General features: G+C 42.6%; 27 protein-coding genes. 20 read left to right on the top strand and 7 right to left on the bottom strand.

Going from position 1 to position 24,955, the window contains the following annotated elements; translation table 11 throughout:
• Nucleotides 1–63: 63 nt before the first annotated feature.
• Nucleotides 64–387 carry a cupin domain-containing protein gene (locus tag BFP97_RS12805; protein WP_069842799.1) on the top strand — a complete coding sequence of 108 codons (324 nt, stop codon included), beginning with the start codon at nt 64–66 and terminating at the stop codon, nt 385–387.
• Between the two features lie 79 nt (nt 388–466).
• On the opposite strand, the gene BFP97_RS12800 is transcribed toward BFP97_RS12805, so the two are convergent.
• On the bottom strand, nt 467–1,783 hold the full coding sequence (locus tag BFP97_RS12800; RefSeq protein WP_069842798.1) for an amidohydrolase: 1,317 nt from the start codon (nt 1,781–1,783) through the stop codon (nt 467–469).
• 67 nt (nt 1,784–1,850) lie between these two features.
• Nucleotides 1,851–2,900 (bottom strand): uroporphyrinogen decarboxylase, encoded by a 1,050-nt coding sequence (hemE, locus tag BFP97_RS12795; RefSeq protein ID WP_069842797.1) that lies wholly within the window; start codon nt 2,898–2,900, stop codon nt 1,851–1,853.
• A 96-nt stretch (nt 2,901–2,996) separates the two neighbouring features.
• Here hemE and sdaAA point away from each other — a divergent pair, with 96 nt between their 5' ends.
• Entirely contained in the window at nt 2,997–3,896 is a 900-nt protein-coding gene (gene sdaAA / locus BFP97_RS12790) for an L-serine ammonia-lyase, iron-sulfur-dependent, subunit alpha (protein ID WP_069842796.1), read from the top strand.
• Nucleotides 3,897–3,925: 29 nt separating this feature from the next.
• On the opposite strand, the gene BFP97_RS12785 is transcribed toward sdaAA, so the two are convergent.
• The 3 genes from BFP97_RS12785 to upp are packed head-to-tail and all read right to left on the bottom strand — an operon-like array spanning nt 3,926 to nt 5,975.
• Nucleotides 3,926–4,381: a hypothetical protein gene (locus tag BFP97_RS12785; RefSeq protein ID WP_069842795.1), complete on the bottom strand. Its 456-nt coding sequence runs from the start codon at nt 4,379–4,381 to the stop codon at nt 3,926–3,928.
• A complete protein-coding gene (locus BFP97_RS12780) occupies nt 4,381–5,322 on the bottom strand; it encodes a calcium/sodium antiporter (RefSeq protein WP_069842794.1) in 942 nt (313 codons plus the stop codon). Before BFP97_RS12780 ends, BFP97_RS12785 begins: the two co-directional genes overlap by 1 nt.
• A gap of 8 nt (nt 5,323–5,330) precedes the next feature.
• The gene (upp, locus tag BFP97_RS12775) at nt 5,331–5,975 is read right to left on the bottom strand and encodes a uracil phosphoribosyltransferase (RefSeq protein WP_069842793.1); all 645 of its coding nucleotides are present in this window, start codon (nt 5,973–5,975) and stop codon (nt 5,331–5,333) included.
• 93 nt (nt 5,976–6,068) lie between these two features.
• Here upp and BFP97_RS12770 point away from each other — a divergent pair, with 93 nt between their 5' ends.
• The 4 genes from BFP97_RS12770 (at nt 6,069) to obgE (ending at nt 9,227) form a co-directional block, all read left to right on the top strand.
• Complete coding sequence (locus BFP97_RS12770; RefSeq protein ID WP_069842792.1) at nt 6,069–6,983, top strand: aminopeptidase; 915 nt, start codon at nt 6,069–6,071, stop codon at nt 6,981–6,983.
• A gap of 28 nt (nt 6,984–7,011) precedes the next feature.
• Nucleotides 7,012–7,551 (top strand): hypoxanthine phosphoribosyltransferase, encoded by a 540-nt coding sequence (gene hpt, locus BFP97_RS12765; RefSeq protein ID WP_069842791.1) that lies wholly within the window; start codon nt 7,012–7,014, stop codon nt 7,549–7,551.
• Nucleotides 7,552–7,593: 42 nt separating this feature from the next.
• Nucleotides 7,594–8,172, top strand: coding sequence for an adenylate kinase (locus BFP97_RS12760; RefSeq protein WP_069842790.1), 579 nt, complete (start codon nt 7,594–7,596; stop codon nt 8,170–8,172).
• A gap of 62 nt (nt 8,173–8,234) precedes the next feature.
• Complete coding sequence (gene obgE / locus BFP97_RS12755) at nt 8,235–9,227, top strand: GTPase ObgE (RefSeq protein ID WP_069842789.1); 993 nt, start codon at nt 8,235–8,237, stop codon at nt 9,225–9,227.
• A 44-nt stretch (nt 9,228–9,271) separates the two neighbouring features.
• Here the strand turns inward: obgE and BFP97_RS12750 are convergent, their stop codons facing one another.
• On the bottom strand, nt 9,272–10,405 hold the full coding sequence (locus BFP97_RS12750) for a DUF2911 domain-containing protein (protein WP_069842788.1): 1,134 nt from the start codon (nt 10,403–10,405) through the stop codon (nt 9,272–9,274).
• A 214-nt stretch (nt 10,406–10,619) separates the two neighbouring features.
• On the opposite strand from BFP97_RS12750, the gene BFP97_RS12745 reads away from it, so the two are divergent.
• From BFP97_RS12745 to BFP97_RS12685, 13 genes are all read left to right on the top strand, one after another.
• Nucleotides 10,620–11,201: a nucleotide exchange factor GrpE gene (locus BFP97_RS12745; protein ID WP_069842787.1), complete on the top strand. Its 582-nt coding sequence runs from the start codon at nt 10,620–10,622 to the stop codon at nt 11,199–11,201.
• Nucleotides 11,202–11,203: 2 nt separating this feature from the next.
• Nucleotides 11,204–12,319 carry a molecular chaperone DnaJ gene (dnaJ, locus tag BFP97_RS12740; protein ID WP_069842786.1) on the top strand — a complete coding sequence of 372 codons (1,116 nt, stop codon included), beginning with the start codon at nt 11,204–11,206 and terminating at the stop codon, nt 12,317–12,319.
• A 156-nt stretch (nt 12,320–12,475) separates the two neighbouring features.
• Nucleotides 12,476–13,360 carry a hypothetical protein gene (locus BFP97_RS12735; RefSeq protein WP_139135296.1) on the top strand — a complete coding sequence of 295 codons (885 nt, stop codon included), beginning with the start codon at nt 12,476–12,478 and terminating at the stop codon, nt 13,358–13,360.
• A gap of 155 nt (nt 13,361–13,515) precedes the next feature.
• Nucleotides 13,516–14,427, top strand: a complete 912-nt coding sequence (locus BFP97_RS12730) for an ABC transporter ATP-binding protein (RefSeq protein ID WP_069842784.1) — start codon at nt 13,516–13,518, stop codon at nt 14,425–14,427.
• The gene (locus BFP97_RS12725; protein WP_069842783.1) at nt 14,424–15,749 is read left to right on the top strand and encodes an ABC transporter permease; all 1,326 of its coding nucleotides are present in this window, start codon (nt 14,424–14,426) and stop codon (nt 15,747–15,749) included. The genes BFP97_RS12730 and BFP97_RS12725 overlap by 4 nt, the downstream gene beginning before the upstream one ends.
• Before the next feature lie 195 nt (nt 15,750–15,944).
• Entirely contained in the window at nt 15,945–16,415 is a 471-nt protein-coding gene (locus BFP97_RS12720) for a c-type cytochrome (protein WP_069842782.1), read from the top strand.
• Nucleotides 16,416–16,439: 24 nt separating this feature from the next.
• Entirely contained in the window at nt 16,440–17,012 is a 573-nt protein-coding gene (locus tag BFP97_RS12715) for a fasciclin domain-containing protein (RefSeq protein ID WP_069842781.1), read from the top strand.
• Between the two features lie 18 nt (nt 17,013–17,030).
• Complete coding sequence (nosZ, locus tag BFP97_RS12710) at nt 17,031–18,992, top strand: Sec-dependent nitrous-oxide reductase (protein WP_069842780.1); 1,962 nt, start codon at nt 17,031–17,033, stop codon at nt 18,990–18,992.
• A gap of 124 nt (nt 18,993–19,116) precedes the next feature.
• The gene (locus tag BFP97_RS12705; RefSeq protein WP_069842779.1) at nt 19,117–19,725 is read left to right on the top strand and encodes a hypothetical protein; all 609 of its coding nucleotides are present in this window, start codon (nt 19,117–19,119) and stop codon (nt 19,723–19,725) included.
• Nucleotides 19,700–20,137 (top strand): nitrous oxide reductase accessory protein NosL, encoded by a 438-nt coding sequence (locus BFP97_RS12700; protein WP_069842778.1) that lies wholly within the window; start codon nt 19,700–19,702, stop codon nt 20,135–20,137. Before BFP97_RS12705 ends, BFP97_RS12700 begins: the two co-directional genes overlap by 26 nt.
• The gene (locus BFP97_RS12695) at nt 20,134–21,378 is read left to right on the top strand and encodes a nitrous oxide reductase family maturation protein NosD (protein WP_069842777.1); all 1,245 of its coding nucleotides are present in this window, start codon (nt 20,134–20,136) and stop codon (nt 21,376–21,378) included. Before BFP97_RS12700 ends, BFP97_RS12695 begins: the two co-directional genes overlap by 4 nt.
• Nucleotides 21,365–22,069 carry an ABC transporter ATP-binding protein gene (locus tag BFP97_RS12690; RefSeq protein ID WP_069842776.1) on the top strand — a complete coding sequence of 235 codons (705 nt, stop codon included), beginning with the start codon at nt 21,365–21,367 and terminating at the stop codon, nt 22,067–22,069. Before BFP97_RS12695 ends, BFP97_RS12690 begins: the two co-directional genes overlap by 14 nt.
• The gene (locus tag BFP97_RS12685) at nt 22,062–22,844 is read left to right on the top strand and encodes an ABC transporter permease (RefSeq protein WP_069842775.1); all 783 of its coding nucleotides are present in this window, start codon (nt 22,062–22,064) and stop codon (nt 22,842–22,844) included. The genes BFP97_RS12690 and BFP97_RS12685 overlap by 8 nt, the downstream gene beginning before the upstream one ends.
• 18 nt (nt 22,845–22,862) lie before the next feature.
• Here BFP97_RS12685 and BFP97_RS12680 read toward each other — a convergent pair whose 3' ends face one another.
• Nucleotides 22,863–23,525: a Crp/Fnr family transcriptional regulator gene (locus BFP97_RS12680; protein WP_170827461.1), complete on the bottom strand. Its 663-nt coding sequence runs from the start codon at nt 23,523–23,525 to the stop codon at nt 22,863–22,865.
• A gap of 204 nt (nt 23,526–23,729) precedes the next feature.
• Here BFP97_RS12680 and BFP97_RS12675 point away from each other — a divergent pair, with 204 nt between their 5' ends.
• Nucleotides 23,730–24,932 (top strand): sensor histidine kinase, encoded by a 1,203-nt coding sequence (locus BFP97_RS12675; protein WP_069842773.1) that lies wholly within the window; start codon nt 23,730–23,732, stop codon nt 24,930–24,932.
• The last annotated feature ends 23 nt before the right edge of the window (nt 24,933–24,955 follow it).

Genomic DNA, 24,955 nt, shown 5'->3' with positions numbered 1-24,955 from the left:
CAATCAACTCCTTGTGTCTCTTTAGTCCTATCTGTATTATTACAATGAACTAAAGGACTTCACATGCCATTCGTACAACTTGACGAGATTCAATCTAAAGAGCTTCTTCCCGGGTTCTCGGTGAAATTTATTCATGCCGAAAAAATGACACTCGCTTATTGGGATATAAAGGCTGGGAGCGTTCTTCCGGAGCATAGTCATCCACATGAACAAGTGGCTGCTCAAGTGATGTCGGGTGAATTTGAATTGACTCTCGAAGGAGAATCCAAAGTAATGAAAACCGGGGATGTAGCCGTTATTCCCTCAAATGCTGTCCATAGCGGCAAGGCCATCACTGACTGCCAGTTACTAGATGTTTTTAGCCCTGTGAGAGAAGATTATCTGTAGATACGTATTGCGTAGTGAGTACCTGGTATTGGTTAGAAATCAGTCTAAATACTATATACTCAATACTCAGTACCCAATACTACCTACTCTTTTCCCCATAGTCCACCACCATTCTACTCATCAACTTGATTCCAGTAAGCAGTCCTGAATCGTCAACATAAAAATCAGGGGTATGATGTGGTGCCGATGTCTTTGGGTCTTGTCCTTTTCTCATTCCTCCGATAAAGAAGTACAAACCTGGAATTTTCTCCTGGAAGAAAGAGAAGTCCTCTGCGCCAGTGATGGCGTCCATGCTGGATTCTACATTTTCAGCTCCTGCTACTTCGGTAAAAGTATTTCCCATCATAGCCGTGAGTTCAGGATCATTGTAAGTAATTGGGTAACCTCTGTTGATGGTCAAGGTAGCCTCAGCACCATTACTTTCACCTGTGCTCTTCACTATAGTGTGAAAGCGTTCGAATAAGGTTTCTCTCATACCAGCATCCAGTGTTCTGATAGTACCGATCATATTCACCTCTTCAGGGATGATATTATTCCGAACTCCACCTTCGATCTTACCGAAACTGAGTACTGCTGCGGCTTTAGTCAACGGCAGCCCTCTGCTGACAACTGTCTGAGCATTGTTGATGATTTGAGCAGCTGTTACAATGGGATCAACACCTGTCCAGGGAGTAGAACCATGGGTTTGCACTCCCTTAATTTTAATATTGAAGCTATTTACCGCTGCCATAATACCAGCAGGACGATAACGCACTTTTCCGGCTTCAGTTTTCGAGTTGATGTGTAAACCGAAGATGGCATCCATTCCATCAATTACTCCCTCTTTGACCATCAATTCTGCCCCACCTTCTTCGCCTGGAGGTGCTCCTTCTTCTGCCGGTTGGAAGATGAATTTCACTGTGCCGCGCAAGTCATCTTTCACTGAATTCAATACTTCTGCCACACCCATAAGGATGGCCACATGTGTGTCATGTCCGCAGGCATGCATTACTGGAACCTCTTCACCATTGTATTCTCCAATTTGTTTTGATGCCCATGGAATGTCGACTCTTTCTTTGACAGGAAGCCCATCCATATCTGCTCGAAGTCCAACGACCGGCCCTGGTTTTCCACCCTTGAGAATTCCCACAACGCCTGTTTTGGCCACATTCTCTTGTACTTCCAATCCAAGACTTTTGAGATGAGCAGCTACGTAAGCAGCCGTTTTGAACTCACGATTAGAGAGTTCGGCATTTTCATGCACCCAGTGTCGCCAGTTGACCACCTTAGGTTCAATCTCTTTAGAAAGTTCTAATACCTTATCCTTTAATGCTGGTTTTGGATCGGTCTTGAATGCTGATGCAGTTAGCATGGTTACCATGGCTACGGCAACAAGTACAGAGAATAACTTCTTCATAGTTTTGGGTTTGAACCATCAAAATAGCTTAAACCTCAATAAACCAAAAGAAAAACTACTGTATCGGTTAGTCAACCGTATTGCGCATGACAGCGCTGTACTCTTTAACGGTATTAATAAATACCTTCACCTTATCTGGGTTGGTATCGGGATAAACCCCATGACCTAAATTGGCGATATGTCTGCTAGAACCAAAAGTGTCGAGCATCTTCCGCGTGGCGGTTTCAATCTCTACGGTAGAACCATAAAGAGCGCAAGGATCCAGGTTACCCTGAAGTGTTTTTCCCTCGCCAATAAGCCTTCTGGATTCTTGAATATCCATGTTCCAGTCCAGGCCGATCGTTTGGCAATTGAGGTGACGCATTTCAGTACGCGCAAAGAATGCTCCTTTGGCAAAAACAGTAATAGGTACCTCATCAATCGCATCACAAATCTGACTGATATACTTCATAGAGTACTTCTGATAATGCTCGGGAGACAATATTCCTGCCCATGAATCAAATACCTGAACAATATCGGCACCGGCTGCAATTTGAGCTTTTAAATACTCTATTGTACTATCAGTAATGAGCTGCAATAATTGATCGGCAAGTAATGGCTCGGTATAGAGCATTCTTCTAGCCTTAGAGAAGGTTTTGCTTCCCTGTCCCTCGATCATATAGCAGAAAATAGTCCAAGGAGCGCCTGCAAAACCGATTAGCGGAACACGACCGTTCAGTTCCTTCTTGGTGATTTTAATGGCCTCCAGTACGTAGGCCAGATCAGATTCGGCATCTGCTTTTTTCAGTTTGTTGAAATCGTCATAGCCTTTTATCGTTTCAGGGAACCAAGGTCCTTTCTTTTCAACCATTTCATATTTCAGGCCCATGGCCTCAGGAATTACCAAAATGTCAGAAAAGATGATCGCAGCATCTACCCCCAGAATATCGACAGGTTGAATGGTTACTTCAGCAGCCAGTTCAGGAGTCTTCGCCAGTTCAATGAAGCCACTCAGAGAGTTTCGCACAGCACGATACTCAGGTAGAATACGTCCAGCCTGGCGCATCAGCCATACTGGAGTTCTTTCAGTCTTTTCACCTTTTGCCGCTCTAATCAATAAATCATTCTGCAATTCCATGCGGCAAAGATAGCCATTGAACAATTGAAACATAGCGAAGTTTTTATCTTCAATCGTTTGTATAAAATCGATTAGCTTTGAATAAAATAATTTGAAATGAGCTACTTGTTTGAGGACTTCAAGGGTTGGAAAGAATACTGTACATCGAATGATATTTCGCTGCCTCAGTCAGTGATTGAATATGAGGTGGATCAAAAGCAAGCTACCGAAGAGTTGATGTGGGAGGGTTTGGCGAATGCCTATCAGGTAATGAAGGAAGCGGTTCAAACGGGCTTAACTGAAGAAATGACTTCTCGGTCGGGAATGATCAACAATGGTGCTAAAAAGGTTTACAACTACCCAAAACCTGTGCTTTCAAAAGAATTTCAAGTGCTGATTTCGCGTGCCCTTGCGGCCAAAGAAGTTAATTCCTGCATGGGTAGAGTAGTGGCCGCTCCGACTGCAGGGGCTTCCGGTATTCTTCCAGGGGTTATGGTGACACTCCAGGAATTGCATGACCTTCCGGATAAGAGTATTATGGAAGGACTCTTAGTAGGTGCTGGTATAGCCCTAATTATGGAAAAAAGGGCTTCAATTGCCGGGGCAGTTGGCGGTTGTCAGGCAGAGACAGGTAGTGCCGCTGCCATGGGCGCAGGCGCTATGGTATATTGTTTGGGTGGAAGTATAGATCAGGTTTTTAATGCAGTGGCAATTACCGTGCAATGTATGTTGGGCTTGGTATGTGATCCGGTAGCTGGTTTGGTAGAAGTACCTTGTGTGGTGAGAAATGCCAGTGCAGCTGCTATTGCGAATAGTTCGGCACAAATTGCACTGGCAGATGTGAGCGCTGTAATTCCTGTAGATGAGTGCATCGAAGCAATGGGAGAAGTTGGCCAGAGCATGGAGACCCGCTATAAGGAAACCGCCATGGGTGGTTTAGCAGCCACAACAACCGGTCAGGCCATTTCGAAGCGCGTGCTCATTCAAGATATCGAAATGCTCCCGGATGAGGATTGATTAGTTAGTTAAGAATTACGAATTAAGAATTACGTTTTTCCCTTAACTAGGCCCAAATCCATCAGCCAGTCTACTGAAAAGGTCCAGATGGTGGCCCACATAATTCCGAACAGCAGCATGTAGAGGAATACCTGCTTTCGAGGGGCTCCAACCGAAGAAACGAGTAAGGCTCCTCCAGGAGGAGATAGAATCAAAGGTGTCAAAAAGCAAACCCCAATAATTCCATACTTCTTCCAAAGTCTAACCATCCTTCGGCTTTTAGGAGAAAACTTCTTTGGGTTCTTGATAAAAATGGGAATGATATGCTTTTTAATCTTTTCCCCCAGAAATGTGAAAAGAATCACACTTGTCATCAGGCCTAAAACAGTGATTCCAATGATCTCAAGATTTGACATACCAGCAGCAGGTCCCAATAATGGAGGGAAAATAGATTTAAGGCAGGCCAATAAATAGATGCCTATATAAGTCAGTACGTCTTGCCACATTACTTCAACACCATAAAAATGTATAGGCCGTAAAAGGACAGTAGGATAATTCCCGATACGGTTCCTAATCTTCTACGGAAAAGCATTAGTGGAAGGATGCCTAGCGTGAGCACTAACATCCAAATCATATCGCTATTGATAATAACTTCATTGACCCCAAGCGGGTGAACGATACTAGTGATGCCCAATATGGAAAGGATATTAAAAATGTTCGAACCGAAGAGATTACCTAGCGCGAGATCAGTTTCACCTTTGCGCGCTGCAATAACAGAAGTGAAAAGCTCAGGTAAACTTGTACCTAAGGCAAGCACGGTAAGGCCAATTACTCTTTCAGAAACTCCAAGCCCGGAGGCAAGACTTTGTGCTGAATCAATGAACCACTCCGATCCGAAATACAAACAAGCACCACCGATAGCGATGTAAAACAAATCTTTGAATTGCTCAAAACGAGTGTCATTGCTTCGGTCATAAGTGACATCGAGCTTGATTTGGTCTTTCTTGGTCTTAAAAAGAAGAAAGGTGAGGTAAGAAAGTATACCGGCAAAGAGGATTATTCCTTCTCTTAAAACCAGATTGCCATCAGAAGCAAAGTAGAGTAATAGAATCGATGAAAGCATCGTCACCAACCAATCCCTTCTGGCAGTTCCTTTATGAATAGGTATATAGCCAAAAAGACATGCCACACCCAGTACCAATGACAAATTCGAAATATTCGAGCCCACCACATTGCCCATGGCAAAATCCGGGGCTTCTTTTAGCGCTGCTTTTAGGCTCACAAGTAATTCGGGTGCCGATGTGCTGAAAGCGACAATGGTAAGCCCCACAATCATCGGACTTACATCAAACCTCAATGCTACGCGAGAGGCTCCTTTTACTAAGACATCACCGCCAAGAATTAAGGTGGCTAAGCCGATCAGTAAGATAAGTATGTCCAACAGCATCTAATATTCTACAATTTGGGGCCAAAGGCCAGGTCGCCAGCATCACCTAAACCCGGAATGATATAAGACTGTTCATTAAGCTTTTCATCCAAGGCGCAGGTCCAGATTTTGAAATCTAAACGTAAGTTTTCATTTAAGTATGCAATTCCTTCAGGAGCGGCAATTACGGAGGCTAAATGAATGGTTTTCGGGATGCCGTTTTGTATAAGGCGATCAATACTCTTAACAAGTGATTTGCCAGTGGCAAGCATGGGGTCGGCAATAATGAGCGTTTTTCCTGTTAAATCTGGGGCAGCGGCATAGTCCAAATTGACCTTTACCTCATCTCCTGTTGATTCCTGACGAGCGGCACCGATAAAGCCAAACTCAGCTCGATCAAAAAGATTTACGAAACCGTTGCTAAATGGAATCGCGGCCCTGAGAATGGAGATAATCACCACATCATCAGCAGTGGTCTGGGCCATGGTTTGCGCAAGACAAGTCTGAACTTTGGTCTCCTGATAGACCAAATCTTTAGAGATTTCATAGGCCAATAAGGTACCCAAACGTTCTAGGTTTTGTCTAAACCTAAGCCTGTCTCCTTGTATAGACTCATCTCTGAGTTCTACCAGATAATTATTAGCAATAGAGTTGGTTTGATTCAGTATGAACATTCACTGAGTATTTCGGACGGCAATTTATATTTTTCTGAACGCTAGCAACAGGAATGTGTTAGGTCTCTGCTAATTTTAGGGGAAATTTATGCAATGGACTACTCCTTACTAGAAACTATGTGCGGTATTCATGCGCCTTCGGGCAATGAAGTAGCAATGAAAGAGTTTCTACTTTCTTATATCAAAACACATCAAGATGCTTGGAAAGTTAAACCTGAAATTCATATAGGTGAGAATTTCCAGGACTCCATCATCCTCAAATTTGGCACACCAAGAACGGCCATTTTCGCACATATGGATAGTATAGGATTTACTGTTCGCTATCATGATCAATTGGTGCCGATCGGGGGACCAAAAGCAGAAACAGGTTACACTTTGGTGGGCGAAGATTCGCTAGGACCGATCGAATGCGAGTTGATTGAAAACGATGGCGATTTACACTATAAGTTTCCAAGAGGTTTGGATCGCGGAACCGAACTTGTTTTCAAAAGAGATTTCCGTGAAACTGATAACTATGTACAGTCCTGCTATCTGGATAATAGATTAGGTGTATTTAATGCGCTGAAAGTTGCCGAAACTTTAGAGAATGGAGTCATCGTTTTTTCCTGCTGGGAAGAGCATGGCGGAGGTTCAGTACCCTATTTGGCCAAACATATCTATGAAGAATGGGGAGTGAAACAAGCCTTGATTTCGGATATTACTTGGATTACCGAGGGCGTTGTGCATGGTCAAGGTGTCGCCATTTCCATGCGCGATCGTAACGTGCCAAGAAGAAGTTTTATCGACAAGGTAATCGGTATAGCACGCGAAAGTCAGATCGATTTTCAGTTAGAAGTTGAAGGGGGTGGATCGAGTGATGGTCGTGAGTTACAGGTCTCACCTTATCCTTTTGATTGGTGTTTTGTAGGAGCACCAGAAGACAATGTACACAGCCCAGATGAGATCGTTCATAAACATGATATTGATTGTATGGTGGCTTTGTACGGAGCGCTTATGGAACAATTGTAATATATTCGCCTTCTAACTTCCAGGAGACTTGAACTACATAACCGTCCACGACAAGACTTTCCAACCTTTTATCTACGAAGCCGAAATTCAAATAGCGGTATCTAAGATAGGTGAGCGTATAGCTCAGGATTACGCTGGAAAGCATCCACTTTTCATAGGGGTATTGAACGGGGCATTTATGTTCTGTAGTGACCTTTTGAAATCTGTTGATGTGCCATGCGAAGTCACTTTCGTACGACTTTCTTCTTATGATGGCATAACAAGCACGGGTGAAGTGAGAAGTATTGTAAGCCTACAAGAAGATATCGAGGGTCGTGATGTTATTCTGGTGGAAGACATTGTAGACACCGGGTTGACTATGCAAAAGGCGATGGCCAGTTTAAGCGAATTGAAACCTAGTTCCTTAGAGATTGCTTCGCTTTTGGTAAAACCAGATTGCTTGCAATGCGAGCTGGATATTAAATACAAGGGCTTCGAAATACCAGAGAAGTTTGTAGTGGGTTATGGTCTCGATTATGATGGCCTCGGAAGGAACTTTAAAGATATCTATCAACTCAAGCAGGAGTAAGTATAATCCTTATATTTGTGGCCTGTTAAATCCAATCAATAGATGATTAATATTGTATTATTTGGCCCTCCTGGCGCGGGGAAGGGAACGCAGAGTGAAAATCTTATTAAGCAATTCGGCTTAAAACATATATCTACAGGAGACTTATTTAGAAAGCATTTGGGAGAAGGAACTGAGCTTGGTAAAAAGGCCCAGTCTTTCATGGATAATGGAAAACTAGTTCCTGACGAAGTGGTGATCGGCATGGTAGAAGACTTTCTACAGGCGAATACAGACGCCAAAGGTTTCATCTTCGATGGTTTCCCGCGAACAGTGGCCCAAGCAGAGGCATTAGACGTCCTTTTGACGAGCCATAATACGGCTATCGGCTGTATGATTATGTTGGACGTACCTCAAGACGAGTTAAAGAAAAGATTACTCGAAAGAGGAAAAACTTCTGGTCGTGCAGACGATCAAAACGAGGAGAAAATCAATGTGAGAATTCAAGAGTATTTGAATAAGACATTGCCTGTTGCTGCCTTCTACGAAAAGCAAGACAAGACTTGCAAAATCAATGGTGTAGGTACAATCGAAGGTATTTTTGCCGATATCTCAGCTGCCGTTGAGTCGCACATGGCATAATGCCCAATAAAACTTTATATTGAAGATGACCTTTGGGTCATCTTTTTTTATTCAAACCAATTATGGCCAGTTCCAACTTTATCGACCACGTAAGAATCTACTGCCGCTCAGGCAATGGCGGAGCGGGTGCCGTGAGTTTTCGTAGAGAAAAGCACGTACCTAAAGGTGGACCCGATGGAGGCAATGGTGGAAAGGGTGGAAGCATTATCCTGAGAGGGAATACCCAACTTTGGACTTTGCTACACCTACGCTATAAGAAACATGTTACTGCCGATAATGGTGTAAATGGCAGTGGTCATGGTAGCTCGGGAGCGGATGGCCAAGACGTAATTCTGGAAGTTCCGCTAGGTACCATTGCTAAAGATGCGGAGACAGGTGAAGTCTTGCTCGAAGTCACAGAAGAAGGGCAAGAAGCCGTTCTCTTGCCTGGTGGAAGAGGAGGCTTAGGTAATGAGAATTTCAAAACGGCCACCAAGCAAACACCACGATATGCTCAGCCTGGCGAGGAAGGCGAAGAAAGAACATGCGTCTTAGAGCTTAAACTTTTGGCAGATGTTGGTTTGGTAGGTTTTCCTAATGCTGGTAAATCGACTTTACTTTCAGTTGTTTCAGCTGCCAAACCAGAAATTGCAGACTATCCATTCACCACTTTAGTGCCCAACCTTGGGGTAGTTTCTTATCGTGATCATAAGTCATTCGTGATGGCCGATATTCCTGGGATCATTGAAGGAGCATCAGAAGGCAAGGGCCTCGGACTTCGCTTTCTAAGACATATCGAACGAAATTCTATTCTACTTTTCCTTGTTCCGGCAGACGCAGATGACATTGTCAATGAGTATAAAATCCTATTGGATGAGCTTACCAAATACAACCCTGAGCTACTTGATAAAGAGAGGGTTTTGGCGATATCAAAGTGTGATATGCTCGATGAAGAACTGATCACAGAGATCAAAGAGACCCTACCCACCGATGTAGATGTGCTCTTTATTTCATCCTTGGCCAATATGGGTCTGGTAGAGCTCAAAGATGCTATTTGGAAGGCCATAAACAAATAAGGTCAACCCACGGGCTGACCTTAAAATCTCCATTTCCTTTAATGTTATCCTGCTGGTGGAGCAGTAATATCTTCACCGGCCTCTAACCTTTTCAAGAATCCTTCCAAGGCAGGCTTGTTGTTAGCCGGAAGGTTAGGGTTGGCCAAACATTCCTTCTCGTATTTGATGGCTTTTTTGAAGTCTCCATTTGCCGAATAGGCCCTTGCCATTCCATGTTGTGCGAAGATGTTGGTGTCCCACTTCTTATACATCTTTTTGAATACTTCGAGGGCATCTTTGTCCCTGTCAAGGCCAATGAGTTGATTACCGTAAGCATAAACGTTGTTCGGCTGTGTAGTTGGGTGATCTACCATTTCGTTCATGACAGCAATCGCCTCATCAGTCTTTTTAGTTGCAAACAAGATTTGACCTTTCAGACCTAGCGTTTGAGCATTTTTCTGAATACCGATCGCCTGATCTGCCCAGACTAGCGCCTTATCTAAATACACATTGTTATTCACGCAATACTGAGCAGCACTCATTGGTCCTTGGAATCCAAAACCTTGTGTGCTACGCAATTGGTTTTCAGCGTTAGCTATAACGATGCCATGCACGTCAAACTCAATTTTGAAAGGGAAACGTTTGTTTTCCCAATCCAAAACAACATTGGCCGAATTGGCATTGACATCAACGAAGTCATAAGTCAAAGCTTCTGTAAAAGCATTTTCAGTTGACTTCACTTTTACTCTTAATGCATCTTCAGACTCTAGGTAGAAATAGCTTCCCCAAGAAGTAGTATTGTTGGAGAAAATGATGTCAGCATCTCCATTTTCGAAGACTGCAATGTGTAGACCATACGATCCGGCTTCAAGGTCTTTACCCTCGATTTTTACATCATCAGAAAAAGTGATCACTGTGTTTTCGTTCGCGCCAGCTCTCCATGGATTATTTCCACCATTGCCGAAGCCTAGGTTGGTATATCCAAAAGGAACTAATTGTCCCCAAATCTTCCCAGTTCTACCATTAACAAATGGTCTGGAATAATTAATAGTGACTTTAGAGATACCGATGGTTTGACTCACCTCTGCAGCTGGACTTGCCGTCCTTGGTGTAGTAATCGTGGTTTGAGCATGCATCTGAGCGCCCAAAAGGACAAACAACGCCATAAAGGCCATTGAGTAGATTGAATTACGTTTCATGGTTGTTTTTTAAGTTTTAAAAATGATAATGAGACCAATGGGTAGTGATAAAAAAATGATCTCTAGGTAGTTCATCGACCATATACGAGATGCGCTGGATTTTGTTTGTGGCAGGTTAGGGTTGAAGGCAAAAGATGAGATCATGTCATATTGACACTTATTCCCCATTGGCAATAAAATTGCTGACAGGGAGAGCGTTTAGAACTAAGCAAAAATGGCAAAAGAGAAGGAGACGAAAGAAACCGTTGAAGAAACTAATGTAGCTACTGAAGAGCAACCAACGGAAGAAACGACAGAAAATGAGGCACAAGCCGAATCTGAGGCACAAGAAGAGGATGATTTGACCCCGGAAGAAAAGCTGGAGATTGAATTAGGTGAGGCCAAAGACAAATACTTAAGGCTGTACTCTGAGTTCGAAAACTTCAGAAGACGTAATGCCAAAGAAAGAATTGAGCTGATCAAGACAGCTTCTTCTGACCTAATGACAGAATTACTGCCAATCGTTGATGATTTTGAAAGAGCCAATCAGGCCAACGAAAAGCAAGAAGATATCGAGGCGGTTAAAGAAGGTTTCGATTTGATTCACCAGAAGCTTTTGAAATCACTAGAAAGCAAGGGGCTAAAACTAATGGAAACGGAAAAGGGAACTGATTTTGATGCTGATTTGCATGAAGCAGTTACGCAGTTTCCAGTTGAGGAAGAAGATTTAAAAGGAAAAATAATCGACACTGTTGAGAAGGGTTATTACCTGGGAGAAAAGGTAATTCGCTTTGCTAAAGTGGTCATAGGATCTTAATTATGGCGAAGAGAGATTACTACGAAATTCTAGGAGTAAGTAAGGGGGCGTCAGACGATGAGATGAAAAAGGCTTATCGCAAAATGGCGATCAAGTACCACCCTGATAAAAACCCTGACAATCCAGAAGCAGAAGAGAAATTCAAAGAGGCCGCTGAAGCCTATGAAGTGCTCAGCAATGCCGAAAAGCGTGCGCAGTATGATCGATTCGGTCATGATGGTATGCGTGGTGGCTTCGGTGGTGCCGGAGGCGGCATGAATATGGAAGACATCTTCTCCCAGTTCGGAGATATCTTCGGTGGTGGCGGCAGTCCCTTCGAAAGTTTCTTTGGTGGCGGAGGTGGTGGCCGCAGGCAACGTAAAGGTTCGGCACTACGCATCAAGCTGAAGCTTAATCTTGAAGAAATTGCCAACGGTGTCGAAAAGAAGATTAAGGTAAATCGTCTGGTAAATGCCGAAGGTGTCACCTTTAAAACTTGTCCTACCTGTGGGGGCTCTGGCCAGATGAAGAAGGTGGTGAATACCATGTTAGGGCAAATGGTTTCTGCAACTACATGTAGCTCTTGTAGTGGTAGTGGTCAGGTCATTGACAAGCGACCTCCAGGTGTGGATAGCACGGGTCTGGAGATGCAAGAAGAAGTTATTCCAATCAAAATACCCGCGGGTGTTGGTGATGGCATGCAGCTCTCTATGTCCGGCAAGGGGAATATGGCCCCTGGTGGAGGCGTTCCTGGTGATCTCCTTATTGTTATTGAGGAAGTAGAACATGAGTTGCTCAAACGTGATGGCACGAATGTAGTATTCGACTTGTTTGTCAACTTTGCAGATGCTGCGCTGGGTCAAAGCATGGAGGTACCTACCATCGATGGTAAGGTGCGGATCAAACTTGAACCAGGAACACAAAGTGGAAAAATCCTTCGACTAAGGGGTAAAGGTATTAAGGATATTAATGGATATGGTAAAGGCGATCAGCTGATCCATGTTAATGTTTGGACACCTAAAAAGCTTTCGAAAGAAGAGACTGAGATTTTGGAGAAACTTCGAGATTCTGAAAACTTCGAGCCAAAACCAGGAAAAGGAGAAAAAGGATTTTTTGACCGTATCAAAGAATTCTTTTAGAGATACATATAAAAAGGAATTTAGGCCCCGCCCCGAAACTTCGGGGGTCGGGGCTCTTTTTATGAACGTCAGTTACATTTCCAATCAAATCAAGTATACTTCGCATTGAAATATTCCGGGTGTAACCCAAACTCTAAACAAAACGTAAGGAACTGAATGCAAAAAGTACTTTTACTAGTAGCCATAGTAGGGATTGCAGGGATGAATGTATTGGCTCAAACAAAAAAGCACTTTACTGTGCAAGACGAAGGTGCTTGCGAGAAGGTATATTTCCATTTAAAAGCCGCTTCAGGCACCTGTGAAATCCGTACGAGAAAAGGCGACTACCCTATTAATATATTGGGTAGCCATAATGAAGAATACATTACCAGTGACTTTGGTCAAAAGCATGAAGGGAAAGTCCTCAGCGCTTGGTTAAACCTCAAAGACAATGGTAATGAAGGCTTCGGTGCGAAGATATCTAAGATCATCGGTAAGAAGACAGTGGATAATGACAATTACTGGAATATCTATTTCACGGACTTTAAACCTTATACACTAGACCTTAACTATGGGGTGGGAAAAGCTTATGTAGACCTATCTGATATAGCCGTTGAGAATTTAAAAATCAGTTCGGGCAATGCTCATGTGAAAGTGGGCTACCTCTCCAAGCTTCAGAATAAAATGGAGATGGACACCTTTATGGTGAGTGTTGATTTGGGGGACGTAGAAATTGAAAGACTTAATCTTGCGAGAGCTAAGAATATCTTGGCAGAAGTAGGTTTTGGGACACTCGTCATGGGTTTTGAAGAGCTACCGCAGAGAGCGAGTGAGATTTGGGCCAGAGTAGGCGCAGGTTCCTTGGAGATCAATTTACCCAAGGAGGACATTCCTATTATCGTTAGAATGAAGGACACATCCTATCGCAAGTTTAAGATACCTCCAGGATTTGAGAAGATCAGAGATAATGTTTTTGTCAGTTCTAGCTACTCACCAGATGCTGAAAACCTATTGGAGTTTAATATTGATCTGTCCATGGGGAGCGTGATTTTCAGAAACTAATTAAATCTTAGCAGCTGTTTTCATCCGCAAAACGCCCTCTCGTTCCGCTTAACTTTTAATCAAACTTAGTATTTACTGTTTTTTCTAATTAGCGTGCGTATTGAGGTTTTATACTTCAAAGCGATTATTTTTATTCACCATTAAATTGAAACACAGTGAATATTCTCGAAGCGAATAACGTCACTAAAAACTATGCCGCACACAAGGCATTGGATGACGTGAGTATCGCAATACCAAAACAATCCATATTTGGGCTTTTAGGCCCAAACGGAGCGGGTAAAACCACGCTCATCAGGATTATCAACCAAATCATTATGTGCGATGAAGGTGAGGTCACCATAAAAGGTGAAAAGCTCAACCCCAAACACATCAAGGACATCGGGTACCTGCCGGAAGAAAGAGGCCTTTATAAGAAGATGAAGGTCGGTGAGCAACTGATGTACCTGGCACAACTAAAGGGATTGCCAAATGGCGAAGCTCGGAAAAGAATCAAGCATTGGTTAGACAAACTCGGCTTGACCGAGTGGGCTGGAAAGAAAGTCGAAGACCTGTCAAAGGGTATGGCGCAAAAGATTCAGTTTATCGCTACGGTGCTACATGAACCAGATATTCTGATTCTGGATGAGCCATTTTCAGGTTTCGATCCAGTGAATGCCAACCTGATTAAGGATGAGATCTTTGAATTAAGAGATAAAGGGTCTACAGTGATCTTTTCTACACATAGAATGGAGTCAGTAGAACAGCTTTGCGATGACATCGCACTAATCAACAAGTCTCAAAAGATTCTGGATGGAACCAAAAAGGACATCAAAAACTCCTTCAAATCAGGAAAGTATGTGGTGAACTACAAAGGATCTTTAAATGGTTTGAATACCAAATTTGACGTACTAGACACGACTGTGGTTGAGGACGACCTGTCAGAATCAACCGTTCAAGCCAGCGAAGGCCAGTCGCCAAATGACATCCTAAAAGAACTTATCGGTCTTATCGAAGTGCATTCATTTGTCGAAGTGGTGCCTTCTATTAATGACATTTTCATCGACATCGTAGAAGGAGGTAAATCATGAAACAGATATTCTTAGTACTTAAGAGAGAGTACATGACCAGAGTCAAGAAGAAGTCATTCTTATTGGCGACTATTTTGACACCTCTAGTGATGCCAGCGATCATATTTGCGATCGTATACTTTGCAACACAAGAAAAAGAATCAAGAAGCGACAAAGTCTTGGTTTTAGATGAGAGTGGTTACTTCACAGATGCTTTTGATGTTACAAGCTTTGAGTTTGAATACATCACGGGAGATTTAGAATCTGCAAAACAGGATATGCTAGATCAGGGGGCTTTCGGTTTGTTGTATTTGCCAAGTGTCGATCTTTCTGATGCTTCAGTGATTGATTTCTCTGGTTTTGAATTGTACTCCAAAACAAACCCGAGTATTCAGGCTATGAGTCGTCTGGAGGGTGATATTCGCAATAAACTTGAGGATATAAAACTTGATAGATCCGGTCTTGACCCAACATTAATCAATAACCTGAAGGTTCGCGTAGACCTGGATTCCTTTAATATTTCGGAAAGTGGTGAGGCTCAGAAGAGTAATGCCAAATTGAGCTTTGCGATCGGCTATGGTACTGGCTTCCTGATCTATATGTTCATTTTCATCTACGGTGCGCAGATCATGCAATCTGTTTTGGATGAGAAGACCTCACGAATTGTAGAAGTAATCGTTTCATCTGTCAGACCTTTCCAATTGATGATGGGTAAGGTACTAGGGGTAGGAGCAGTTGGCTTCACACAATTATTGATTTGGTTTGTGTTGATCGGTGGTTTAGGTACAGTGGGTTTAAGTATACTGTCGGGTGATAGTGCAGTGATGGAAGCTGCATCTCAACAGGTGCCTCAGGAAGCTATGGAGCTAACCAGTCAACAAGAAATGGCCATGGAAATCCAAGCCATGATTGATACTGTGCCGGTGGTAAAGATTTTGCTCTGCTTCCTGTTCTTCTTTATGGGAGCGTACCTACTATATGGTGCACTTTATGCGGCCATTGGTTCGGCAGTGGATAGCATCCAAGATGCGCAGCAATTTATGTTCCCGATTATCATACCGATTATTGCCTCTATTATGGCCATGTTCTTTGTATTGGACGACCCTAACGGGGGCTTAGCGGTGACATTGTCACTTATTCCATTTACGTCACCAATCATTATGATGGCCAGAATTCCATTTGGAGTGCCGGATTGGCAATTGGCACTTTCTATGGTGTTACTGATTGCTGGCTTCATTGGTACCCTTTGGATGGCAGGAAGAGTTTATCGCATCGGTATTTTAATGTATGGTGTTAAGGTAAATTGGAAAACCATCGGTAAATGGTTTACAATGAAAGTCTAGAGTACATATTATCACAAATAGTACTAAATCCTCATTGAGTCTCAATGGGGATTTTTTTATGATATCCATCATAATTTTAAACTCGAATTGGTCATACGAAGACCAGTGACAAGATCATTATTATCCGTGATGCATATCACCAGATGTGCATACTTCCGGAAATATCTTTGTCTCAATATCTAAACCGAGATTGTGATGAAGAAACCAATTGTAAACCTCTTAATGACATTGTTGATTTTCGCAGGAATGCTCAGCTGTGGAGGCAGTCAGAGTAAGATTGACGAAATCAAGGCCAAGACCCAGTCAGCACCTGCTGATCCAATGGCGGAGTGGGAATCAAATAAGGGGATAGGACCCGTTACAAGCCTAGTTCTTCCCAGCGAGATGGACCCTGAATTAATCGCTAATGGTCAGCAGATTTTTGAGTCTATGTGCTCTGCATGCCACAAGATTGATAAAAAATTCATCGGCCCTTCACCCAAAGACATTCTGACAAGAAGAACCCCTGAATGGACAATGAATATGATCTTGAACCCCGATGAGATGGTTCAAAAAGATCCTATAGCTAAGCAGTTATTAATCGAAGCCAACGGTTCGCCAATGGCCAATCAAAACCTTAGTGAAGAAGACGCAAGAGCGGTCTTGGAGTATTTCAGATCGCTTTAACAAATAACCTTAAACAGTAATACTATGACGGCAATCAGATTAAAAATTTTAGTACTACTCCTACTGACAGGCTCAATTCTGGCTTGCAGTAATAGTAGTCAGACGGAGAGTTCGACAGCCGAACCAAAGGCTTCATCTCATCCACTAGGACAGGCGTCAGTACAAGATGACGTTTCGGACAAGAACATACTTCAGGTAGCGATTGGCTCTGACGCGCATACCACTTTGGTGGCTGCTGTTCAAGCCGCTCAAATTGAACATGTATTAGTCAACGCAGGACCATTGACAGTTTTTGCACCAACCAATGATGCCTTTGCTGCATTGCCAGAAGGGACAGTAGATAATCTACTAAAACCTGAGAATAAGGCTGATTTGGCCACGATTCTGACAAGGCATGCAGCTCCCGGCTCATTTAACATCGAAGGGTTGAAGAGAGAAGCAAGCAAGGGCCGAAAGATATACATGGCCACAGGAGACTACTTAGAAGTAACTGTGGATGGAGATGAGATTTGGGTTGCTGGTGCCAAAGTGGTGGCTACAATTCAAACGTCTAATGGAATCATCAATGTGGTAGATAAGGTAATTCTGCCGCAGTAATCAAAGAAATATAGAGAAATGAAGAAAATTATAAATTCAATTTCAGTCGTCATTAGTGCTTTAGTGATACTGACGATTGCAGGCTGTTCTCAGAACGGTGGAAGTAATGGAGCACTTGGTAGCAATATTGCCGAACGAGTGTATGTAGCACCTGGTGAACATGACGAGTTCTATGCCTTGGTATCGGGCGGCTTTAGTGGTCAATTGGCCGTTTATGGCTTACCGTCAGGAAGATTGTTTAGGGTAATACCTGTATTCTCAGTAGATGCTGAGAAAGCATATGGTTTTAATGAGGAGACCAAACCAATGCTGAACACCTCGCATGGATTTATTCCTTGGGATGATTCGCACCATCCGGATATTTCGCAGACCAATGGAGAATTAGACGGCCGCTGGGTATTTATCAATGGAAACAATACACCTAGAATAGCCAGAATTAGCCTGTCTACTTTCGAGACAGAAGAGATCATTGAGTTGCCGAATAGTGCGGGTAATCATAGTTCCTCATTTGTTACCGAAAACACAGAGTATGTGGTAGCGGGAACACGTTTTTCTGTACCAGTACCACAGGCTGATATTTCAATTGACGAGTACAAGGGGAAATTCAAAGGCGCCATGTCCTTCATCAAAGTAGATGATGAAACGGGTCATATGGACCTGTCTTTTCAGATAATGATGCCAGGATTTAACTATGATTTAGCACATCCAGGAAGAGGCAAGTCGCATGGTTGGATGTTCTTCTCGACTTACAATACTGAGGAGGCAAATACTTTGTTAGAAGTAAATGCTTCCCAAAATGATAAGGACTTTATTGCAGCTATCAATTGGAAAAAAGCCGAAGAGCTAATTGCTGCGGGCGAGTTTGACGTGATGCCAACAGAATATGCACATAATGTATATGATGAAGCGACTCATACGGCAACTTCTGAAATCAAAAAAGAAGTGAGGGTGATTGATCCCTCTAAGCACCCAGGCCTTGTATACTTCTTGCCAACACCAAAGTCGCCACACGGTTGTGATGTAGATCCAACCGGAGAATATATCATCGGTAGCGGTAAGTTGGCGGCTGCCTTAACAGCACATTCATTTACTAAGATGCTGGATGCCATTGAAAACGAGAAGTTTGATGGTGAAGCTTACGGGATTCCAATTCTCAATTACGAAGACGTAGTGGCAGGTACAGTTCAACAAGCTGGTTTAGGCCCTTTACATACTGAGTTTGACGGTAAAGGAAATGCTTACACTACATTCTTTATCAGTTCGGAGGTGGTGAAATGGAAAGTTGGTACTTGGGAGGTACTTGATCGACAGCCTACTTATTATTCAGTAGGTCACCTGATGATTCCTGGCGGTAACTCAAGAAAACCATTTGGCAAGTACGTTTTGGCCATGAATAAAATTACCAAGGATAGATATTTGCCGACAGGCCCAGAATTGACCCAGTCAGCACAATTGTATGATATCTCTGGTGATAAGATGGAACTACTGCTTGATTTTCCAACGGTAGGAGAGCCTCACTATGCAGCCGGTATTCCAGCGGATTTAATTAAACCAATGCAAACCAAAATCTACAAACTGGAGGACAATCAACACCCATATGCGGCTAAGACCGAGAAGGAAACCAAAGTAACAAGAAATGGCAACGAGGTTCATATTTATATGACCACCATTCGAAGCCACTTTGCTCCGGATAACATCGAAGGAATCAGAGTAGGTGATAAGGTCTATTTTCATGTGACCAATCTTGAGCAGGACTACGATGTGCCACACGGTATCAGTATGATTGGTGCTCAGACTTCTGAGCTCCTCATTATGCCTGGTCAAACCGAAACCTTTGTTTGGGAACCGAAAAAAGTCGGTGTATGGCCTTTCTACTGTACAGATTTCTGCTCTGCACTGCACCAGGAAATGCAAGGATACGTCAGGGTTTCCCCTAGAGGCTCCAATAGAGCCTTGAAATGGAGTCTTGATGGAGACTAGTTGATTAGAGATGGGCGGCTTTAGTCTAGGGGGCTGCCCTCTCTTTATTGGCAAACACACATACCCTCAATGTCATCAGACATTTAGAGTGGCAGAACCCAGCATGAACTTTAAATAAACAGATATGAAGAAGTCGAAACTTTTGATGATTGTCGGTGCACTACTATTGCTGCCTTTGTTCGTATTGCCACTGTGGAATATCACACTGGAGGCCCCGCAATACCCGGATGCTATAGGTATGGATATATACATTAACAAGTTTGCAGACGCCCAACCCAATGATATCAAGAATATCAATATCATGAATCACTATGTGGGCATGAAAGACATTCCAGAGACTATCCCTGAGTTTGAAATTTTTCCAAAGGTGATTCTCGCCATGGTTGTTCTGGGTTTGATTATTGGATTTATGGGCAGAAAGAAGCTGTACCTAACATGGTTTACATTGATGGTGGTTTTGGGAAGCATTGGCATGTATGATTTCTACCAATGGGAGTATGATTATGGCCATGATCTGAAAGAAACAGCAGCCATAAAATTCACTACCCCCGATGGTGAACCCATGGCCTATCAGCCACCATTAATCGGTGCTAAAATGATCCTCAATTTCAAGGCCATCTCTATGCCGAGGGCAGGAGCCTATTTGATGTTCATGGGGATGGGCCTTACAGTATTAGCATTCTATCAGGCGAAAAAAGAAGAGAGCTATGAAAAGGAACTGGCTATTGCTTAGTGTATTAATTGCATTAGCGTCTTGTGAGGTTGAGCCTCAAGAGATAAACTATGGCAAAGATGGGTGCAGCTTTTGCAAAATGACCATAGTCGATACAAAGCATGCCGCACAAATTGTGACCACAAAGGGTAAGAATTTTAAGTATGATGCGATTGAATGTATGATCAATCATTTGAACCAGTGGGATGAGGTGTCCATTGAATTTTATCTTGTCGCAGACTATGCAAATCCAAAAATCTTAGTTGATGCCCAAAGAGCACATTTTATTATCTCCGAAGAGATACCGAGCCCAATGGGTGCCAACCTTTCAGCTTTTGGGAATGCTGAAGACTTGCAACCGCATATCGTTCATAGTTCGGCTCGCACCTTTGGTTGGGACCAACTTCTGGATGAGTTTAAGCATAAGCAATGAGAAACTGGTTCCTGACTTTTCTTCTCTTCATTATTTCCATTCCGTTTTATGGAGGCACTATTGAAGTTTGTCAGAAGTGCAATGTCCAGACCTTGGAGGAAGCCTATGCCATCGCTGAACCATATGATACCTTAATCATTAGAGCTGGGACCTATGAGGCAATAGACTTTGAAGTCAGAAAGCCACTGACATTAATTGGAGATATCGGAGCTGTTTTAGATGGTAAATCCAAAAGCTATATACTTAAAATTTTAAGCGATGATGTACATGTGCTTGACCTTAAACTTATTAATGCTGGAAGGAGCTATACCAAAGACTTTGCGGCTATATATGTGAGTGGGGCGAATCGTTTCAGCATTCTAAGAAATACCATCATAGATCCATTCTTTGGCATTCTGATAGAGAAATCCCATCATGGAAAGATAGCTTCAAATGTTGTGGAAAGTAATCGGCTTAGAGAAGACGATGCTGGCAATGGAGTTCATGCCTGGCACTGTACCGATCTGACCATTGAAGACAATGAATTGAGTGGTCTTCGTGACGGTATCTATTTAGAGTTTGTAGAAGAGAGTTTGGTTACGGGGAATAACAGTCATAACAATATTCGGTATGGGCTTCACTTCATGTTTTCAAACCACGATAAGTATTTAGACAATACATTTCGAGAAAACGGTGCTGGCGTGGCCGTCATGTTTTCCAAATTTATAGAGATGAGGCGCAACCGTTTTGTTCAAAACTGGGGTACTGCTTCCTATGGGCTTTTGCTCAAGGAGATTTATGATGCCGAGGTAGTCGACAATACTTTCGAAGAGAATACGATCGGCATATTCATTGAAGGGTGCACGAGAGTCAATTATCTATCGAACGATTTCAGGAGAAATGGATGGGCGGTTAAGGTAAGTGGAGGTTCATATACAAATGTCTTTTCCAGAAACAACTTCCTGAGCAATTCTTTCGATGTTTCATACAACTCCAAAATGAATGACAATAAGTTTGAGGGCAACTATTGGAGTTCTTATTCGGGTTATGATCTGGATAAGGACAACATAGGTGACGTTCCCTACAGACCTGTTAAACTCTTTTCTTATGTGGTAAACAAGACGCCAGAGACCATCATTTTACTCAGAAGCCTCTTTGTTGACATCATTAATTTCTCAGAGCGCGTTTCTCCAGTTTTTACGCCCGATAATCTCATAGATAATGCACCAGCCATGAAAAGCTTTTCAGATGATCAGAATTGAAAACTTACATAAGCGATTTGGCAAACTTCAGGTTTTGGATGGCGTCACATTCGAAATAGAGGAGGAGGGTGTAGTAGCTGTGTTAGGACCTAATGGTTCTGGCAAGACCACTATTCTTAAAACGATTCTTGGGATGGTGCTCCCTCAGGATGGCGAAATTTACTTTGACAATCAGCCTGTCTTGAATAACTGGGATTATAGAAACCGGATAGGGTATATGCCACAAATCGCTCGATTTCCTGATAATCTAACAGTTCGAGAGTTGATTGCTATGATCAAGAATATTCGTGATGTTACTGCTGATGAAGATGCATTGATCGAACGGTTTGAGCTACAAGCTTCTATGGGTAAGAAGCTGGGTCAACTATCTGGAGGCACTAAGCAGAAAGTCAATATCGTGCTGACCTTTATGTTTGACAGCCCACTGCTCATTCTCGATGAGCCTACGGCAGGTTTGGACCCTGTTTCGCTGATTCGATTGAAAGAACTGATACAAGAAGAAAAAGCAAAAGGGAAAACTTTTCTAATCACGACTCATATAATGAGCCTGGTTGAAGAGCTCTCTGACCAGATTGTCTTCTTGTTAGAGGGTCAAATCTTCTTTCAGGGTTCTGTTGAAGCTCTGAAGGCGCAAACAGGGCAAAAGAACCTTGAACATTCCATCGCTAAAATATTAGAAACCGATGCTTAAGATATTGAAATATAGCTTTGCGGATCTTGCTCGAAGCAGATGGAGTTATGTCTATTTGGCCTTCTACCTATTGCTCGGGTTTGTCCTGCTATTCCTCAATAATGACCTTTCAAAGGCGGTCATTACCTTGATGAATGTGATTGTGGTCTTAACGCCCATGATCGGCACCATATTCGGTATTATGTATTTCTACAGTGCAAGGGAATTCACAGAACTATTGTTATCGCAGCCCATTAAACGAAGGGATGTTTTCCTGGGTCAATATCTCGGCATTGCACTTTCGCTATCGCTAAGTCTGATCGTTGGACTAGGCATACCTTTTATAATATATGGTGTCGCTCAATCATCCGAAATTTGGGACTTCACGCTACTGCTCTTAGTTGGTGCATTCCTCACCTTTATTTTTGTGGCTCTTTCGGTTAACATTTCGCTGCGCAATGAAAACAAGGTCAAAGGTTTTGGCTATGCGATTTTGCTATGGCTGTTTATGGCTGTGATATATGATGGGCTATTCCTGGTCTCATTGATTATGTTCGATGATTATCCCCTGGATAAATTCACACTCTTTGCCAGTATGTTTAACCCAATTGATCTATCCAGAATTCTGGTTCTTCTCAAGCTGGATATTTCAGCCCTGCTGGGCTACACTGGAGCCCTTTTCCAGAACTTCTTTGGCAATGGTTCAGGAATGATCATATCTCTGATCGTTTTGAGCTTATGGTCAGTACTCCCGGTAGGATTCCTAATAAGAACAGCGAAAAGAAAGGATTTTTAGAGATTGGTCTGTGGAAGACTATGCATTGAAGTTCGCCTGATGGCTGAGCTTGGCACTGTCTATCACTTTTATTTTTCGATTGTCGATCTCAATCAAGCCCTCATCTTTAAATTCAGATAACAGCCTTATTACAGTCTCGGTGGTTGAGCCTGTTATGCTGGCGAGGTCTTTTCGCGTAAGGTTAATGGCGATTGACTCACTCTTTTGACCTTCCATTTTATAGGTTTCTTTCAACATAAGAAGTACAGAGGCCAATCTTTCGCGCACATTTTTTCCAATGAATTGGGATAATTTCTGTTCCATTATACCCAAGTCTTGACATACAAACTTTAACAGCTTTTGCATGAATATGGGATTACTACTAATCACCTCCAAAAAATCCTCTTTCGGAATAAAACAGATTACAGCTTCCTCGAGTACGGTAGCCGTCATGCTATAAAGTTCCTCGCTCAGTAAAGAGCGATAACCCAAGAAGTCATTTTCCTTTACTATGTATAAAATTTGTTCCTTATCATTTGGACCAACATGTGTGACTTTGACCTTACCAGAGTGAACACAAAACAAACCCATTGGTGTGGTTCCCTGATAGTACAGTATCTGACCTTTTTTATAAGCTACTCTTGACTTTCGACTGGCGATCTTGGTCATTTCCTTGTTGTCTAACTCTGATAAGAGTGACATATGACCCGATAGACAGATTTGGCATTGAAGATGCAGTTCACTCATAAGTCGGTTCAGAATATAGGCTTAAGTTAAGTAGGAGCTGGCTAATAACCTATATCGTCTACTTTGGCTCGGGGCAATCGCTCCATTTGATTACACTGACATTTATGCGATTCCGGAAAGAAGGTCGTTCAAAGGGTGAGATTTTTATTACTTTTCGGTATGCAAAATCCTTTCAAAGGGGCTATCAATATTGATTTCTACACCAATCAGGCTAGAATAAAGTGGTTTATCCTGATCGTTGCGATTATCATTGGTGGAGGATCGATCATCTATACTAATAGCTTGGTCGCTAAGCTGAAGAAAGGAGAAGAGGAAAAAATAAGGCTATGGGCTCAGGCCGTTGAGTTTTCGAGTCTACCGGAGGTAGATGCCTCGGCATTGACTTTTATTTCTAACAACATTATCGGTCCTGATAATACCTTACCGGTGATAGTAGTTGATTCTGCAACACAGCAAATCTATGATGCTAGAAACGTTGGCGAAGACGAAGGTCTGAGAGAAAGAATGCTTCGGAAAATGAGGTCTGAAAACGATCCCTTTAAGATCATAGTTCATAATGGTCCGAATGGGGAGATTTCAGATATTCAATACGTCTATTACCGTAATTCTTATCTGCTAAGGCAACTCAGTACTTACCCCTATATCCAGCTTTCGGTCATCGCCATATTTGGGTTCATCGCCTATTTGGCTTTCAGTTATTCTCGCAGATCAGAACAAAACAGAGTTTGGGTAGGTATGGCGAAGGAAACAGCGCATCAACTGGGTACACCGCTCTCGTCACTGATTGCCTGGGTAGAATACATCAAGGGAATGGACGAGATGAAAGGGAGAGATGATATCATCGTAGAGCTGGAAAAGGATGTTGTCCGACTCGAAATGATCACGGAACGTTTCTCCAATATAGGTTCGGTGCCCGTACTGAAAAGACAGAATGTTTATGATACTGTAAATGGACTTCTGAACTATTTAAAACCAAGAGTTTCATCCAAAGTCAACTTTAATATTGAAGGTACGTCCCAAGAGATTGAGGCCAATCTGAATAAGCCGCTCTTCGAATGGGTTTTAGAAAATATCGTGAAGAATGGTGTGGATGCGATGAGTGGTATTGGAAATATAACCGTCACTATCGGTCAGGAATCAGAACATGAGGTATTCGTAGACATTGCCGATGATGGTAAGGGCATTGCCAAAGGGAAAGCCAACGAGGTTTTCAAACCTGGCTTTACTACCAAAAAAAGAGGCTGGGGTTTGGGGCTTGCACTGGTAAAACGCATCATTGAAAACTACCACAATGGACGCATTTTTGTCAAATCCTCTCAGGCCGATGTGGGTACAGTTTTCAGGATCATTTTATCGGCCTAATCCAGTTGTAAAATATACCCGCT

The organism is Roseivirga sp. 4D4 (assembly GCF_001747095.1).
Taxonomy (GTDB): domain Bacteria; phylum Bacteroidota; class Bacteroidia; order Cytophagales; family Cyclobacteriaceae; genus Roseivirga.
Note: the sequence above shows the minus strand (reverse complement) of the source record. Positions and strands in the feature narration are given on the sequence as shown.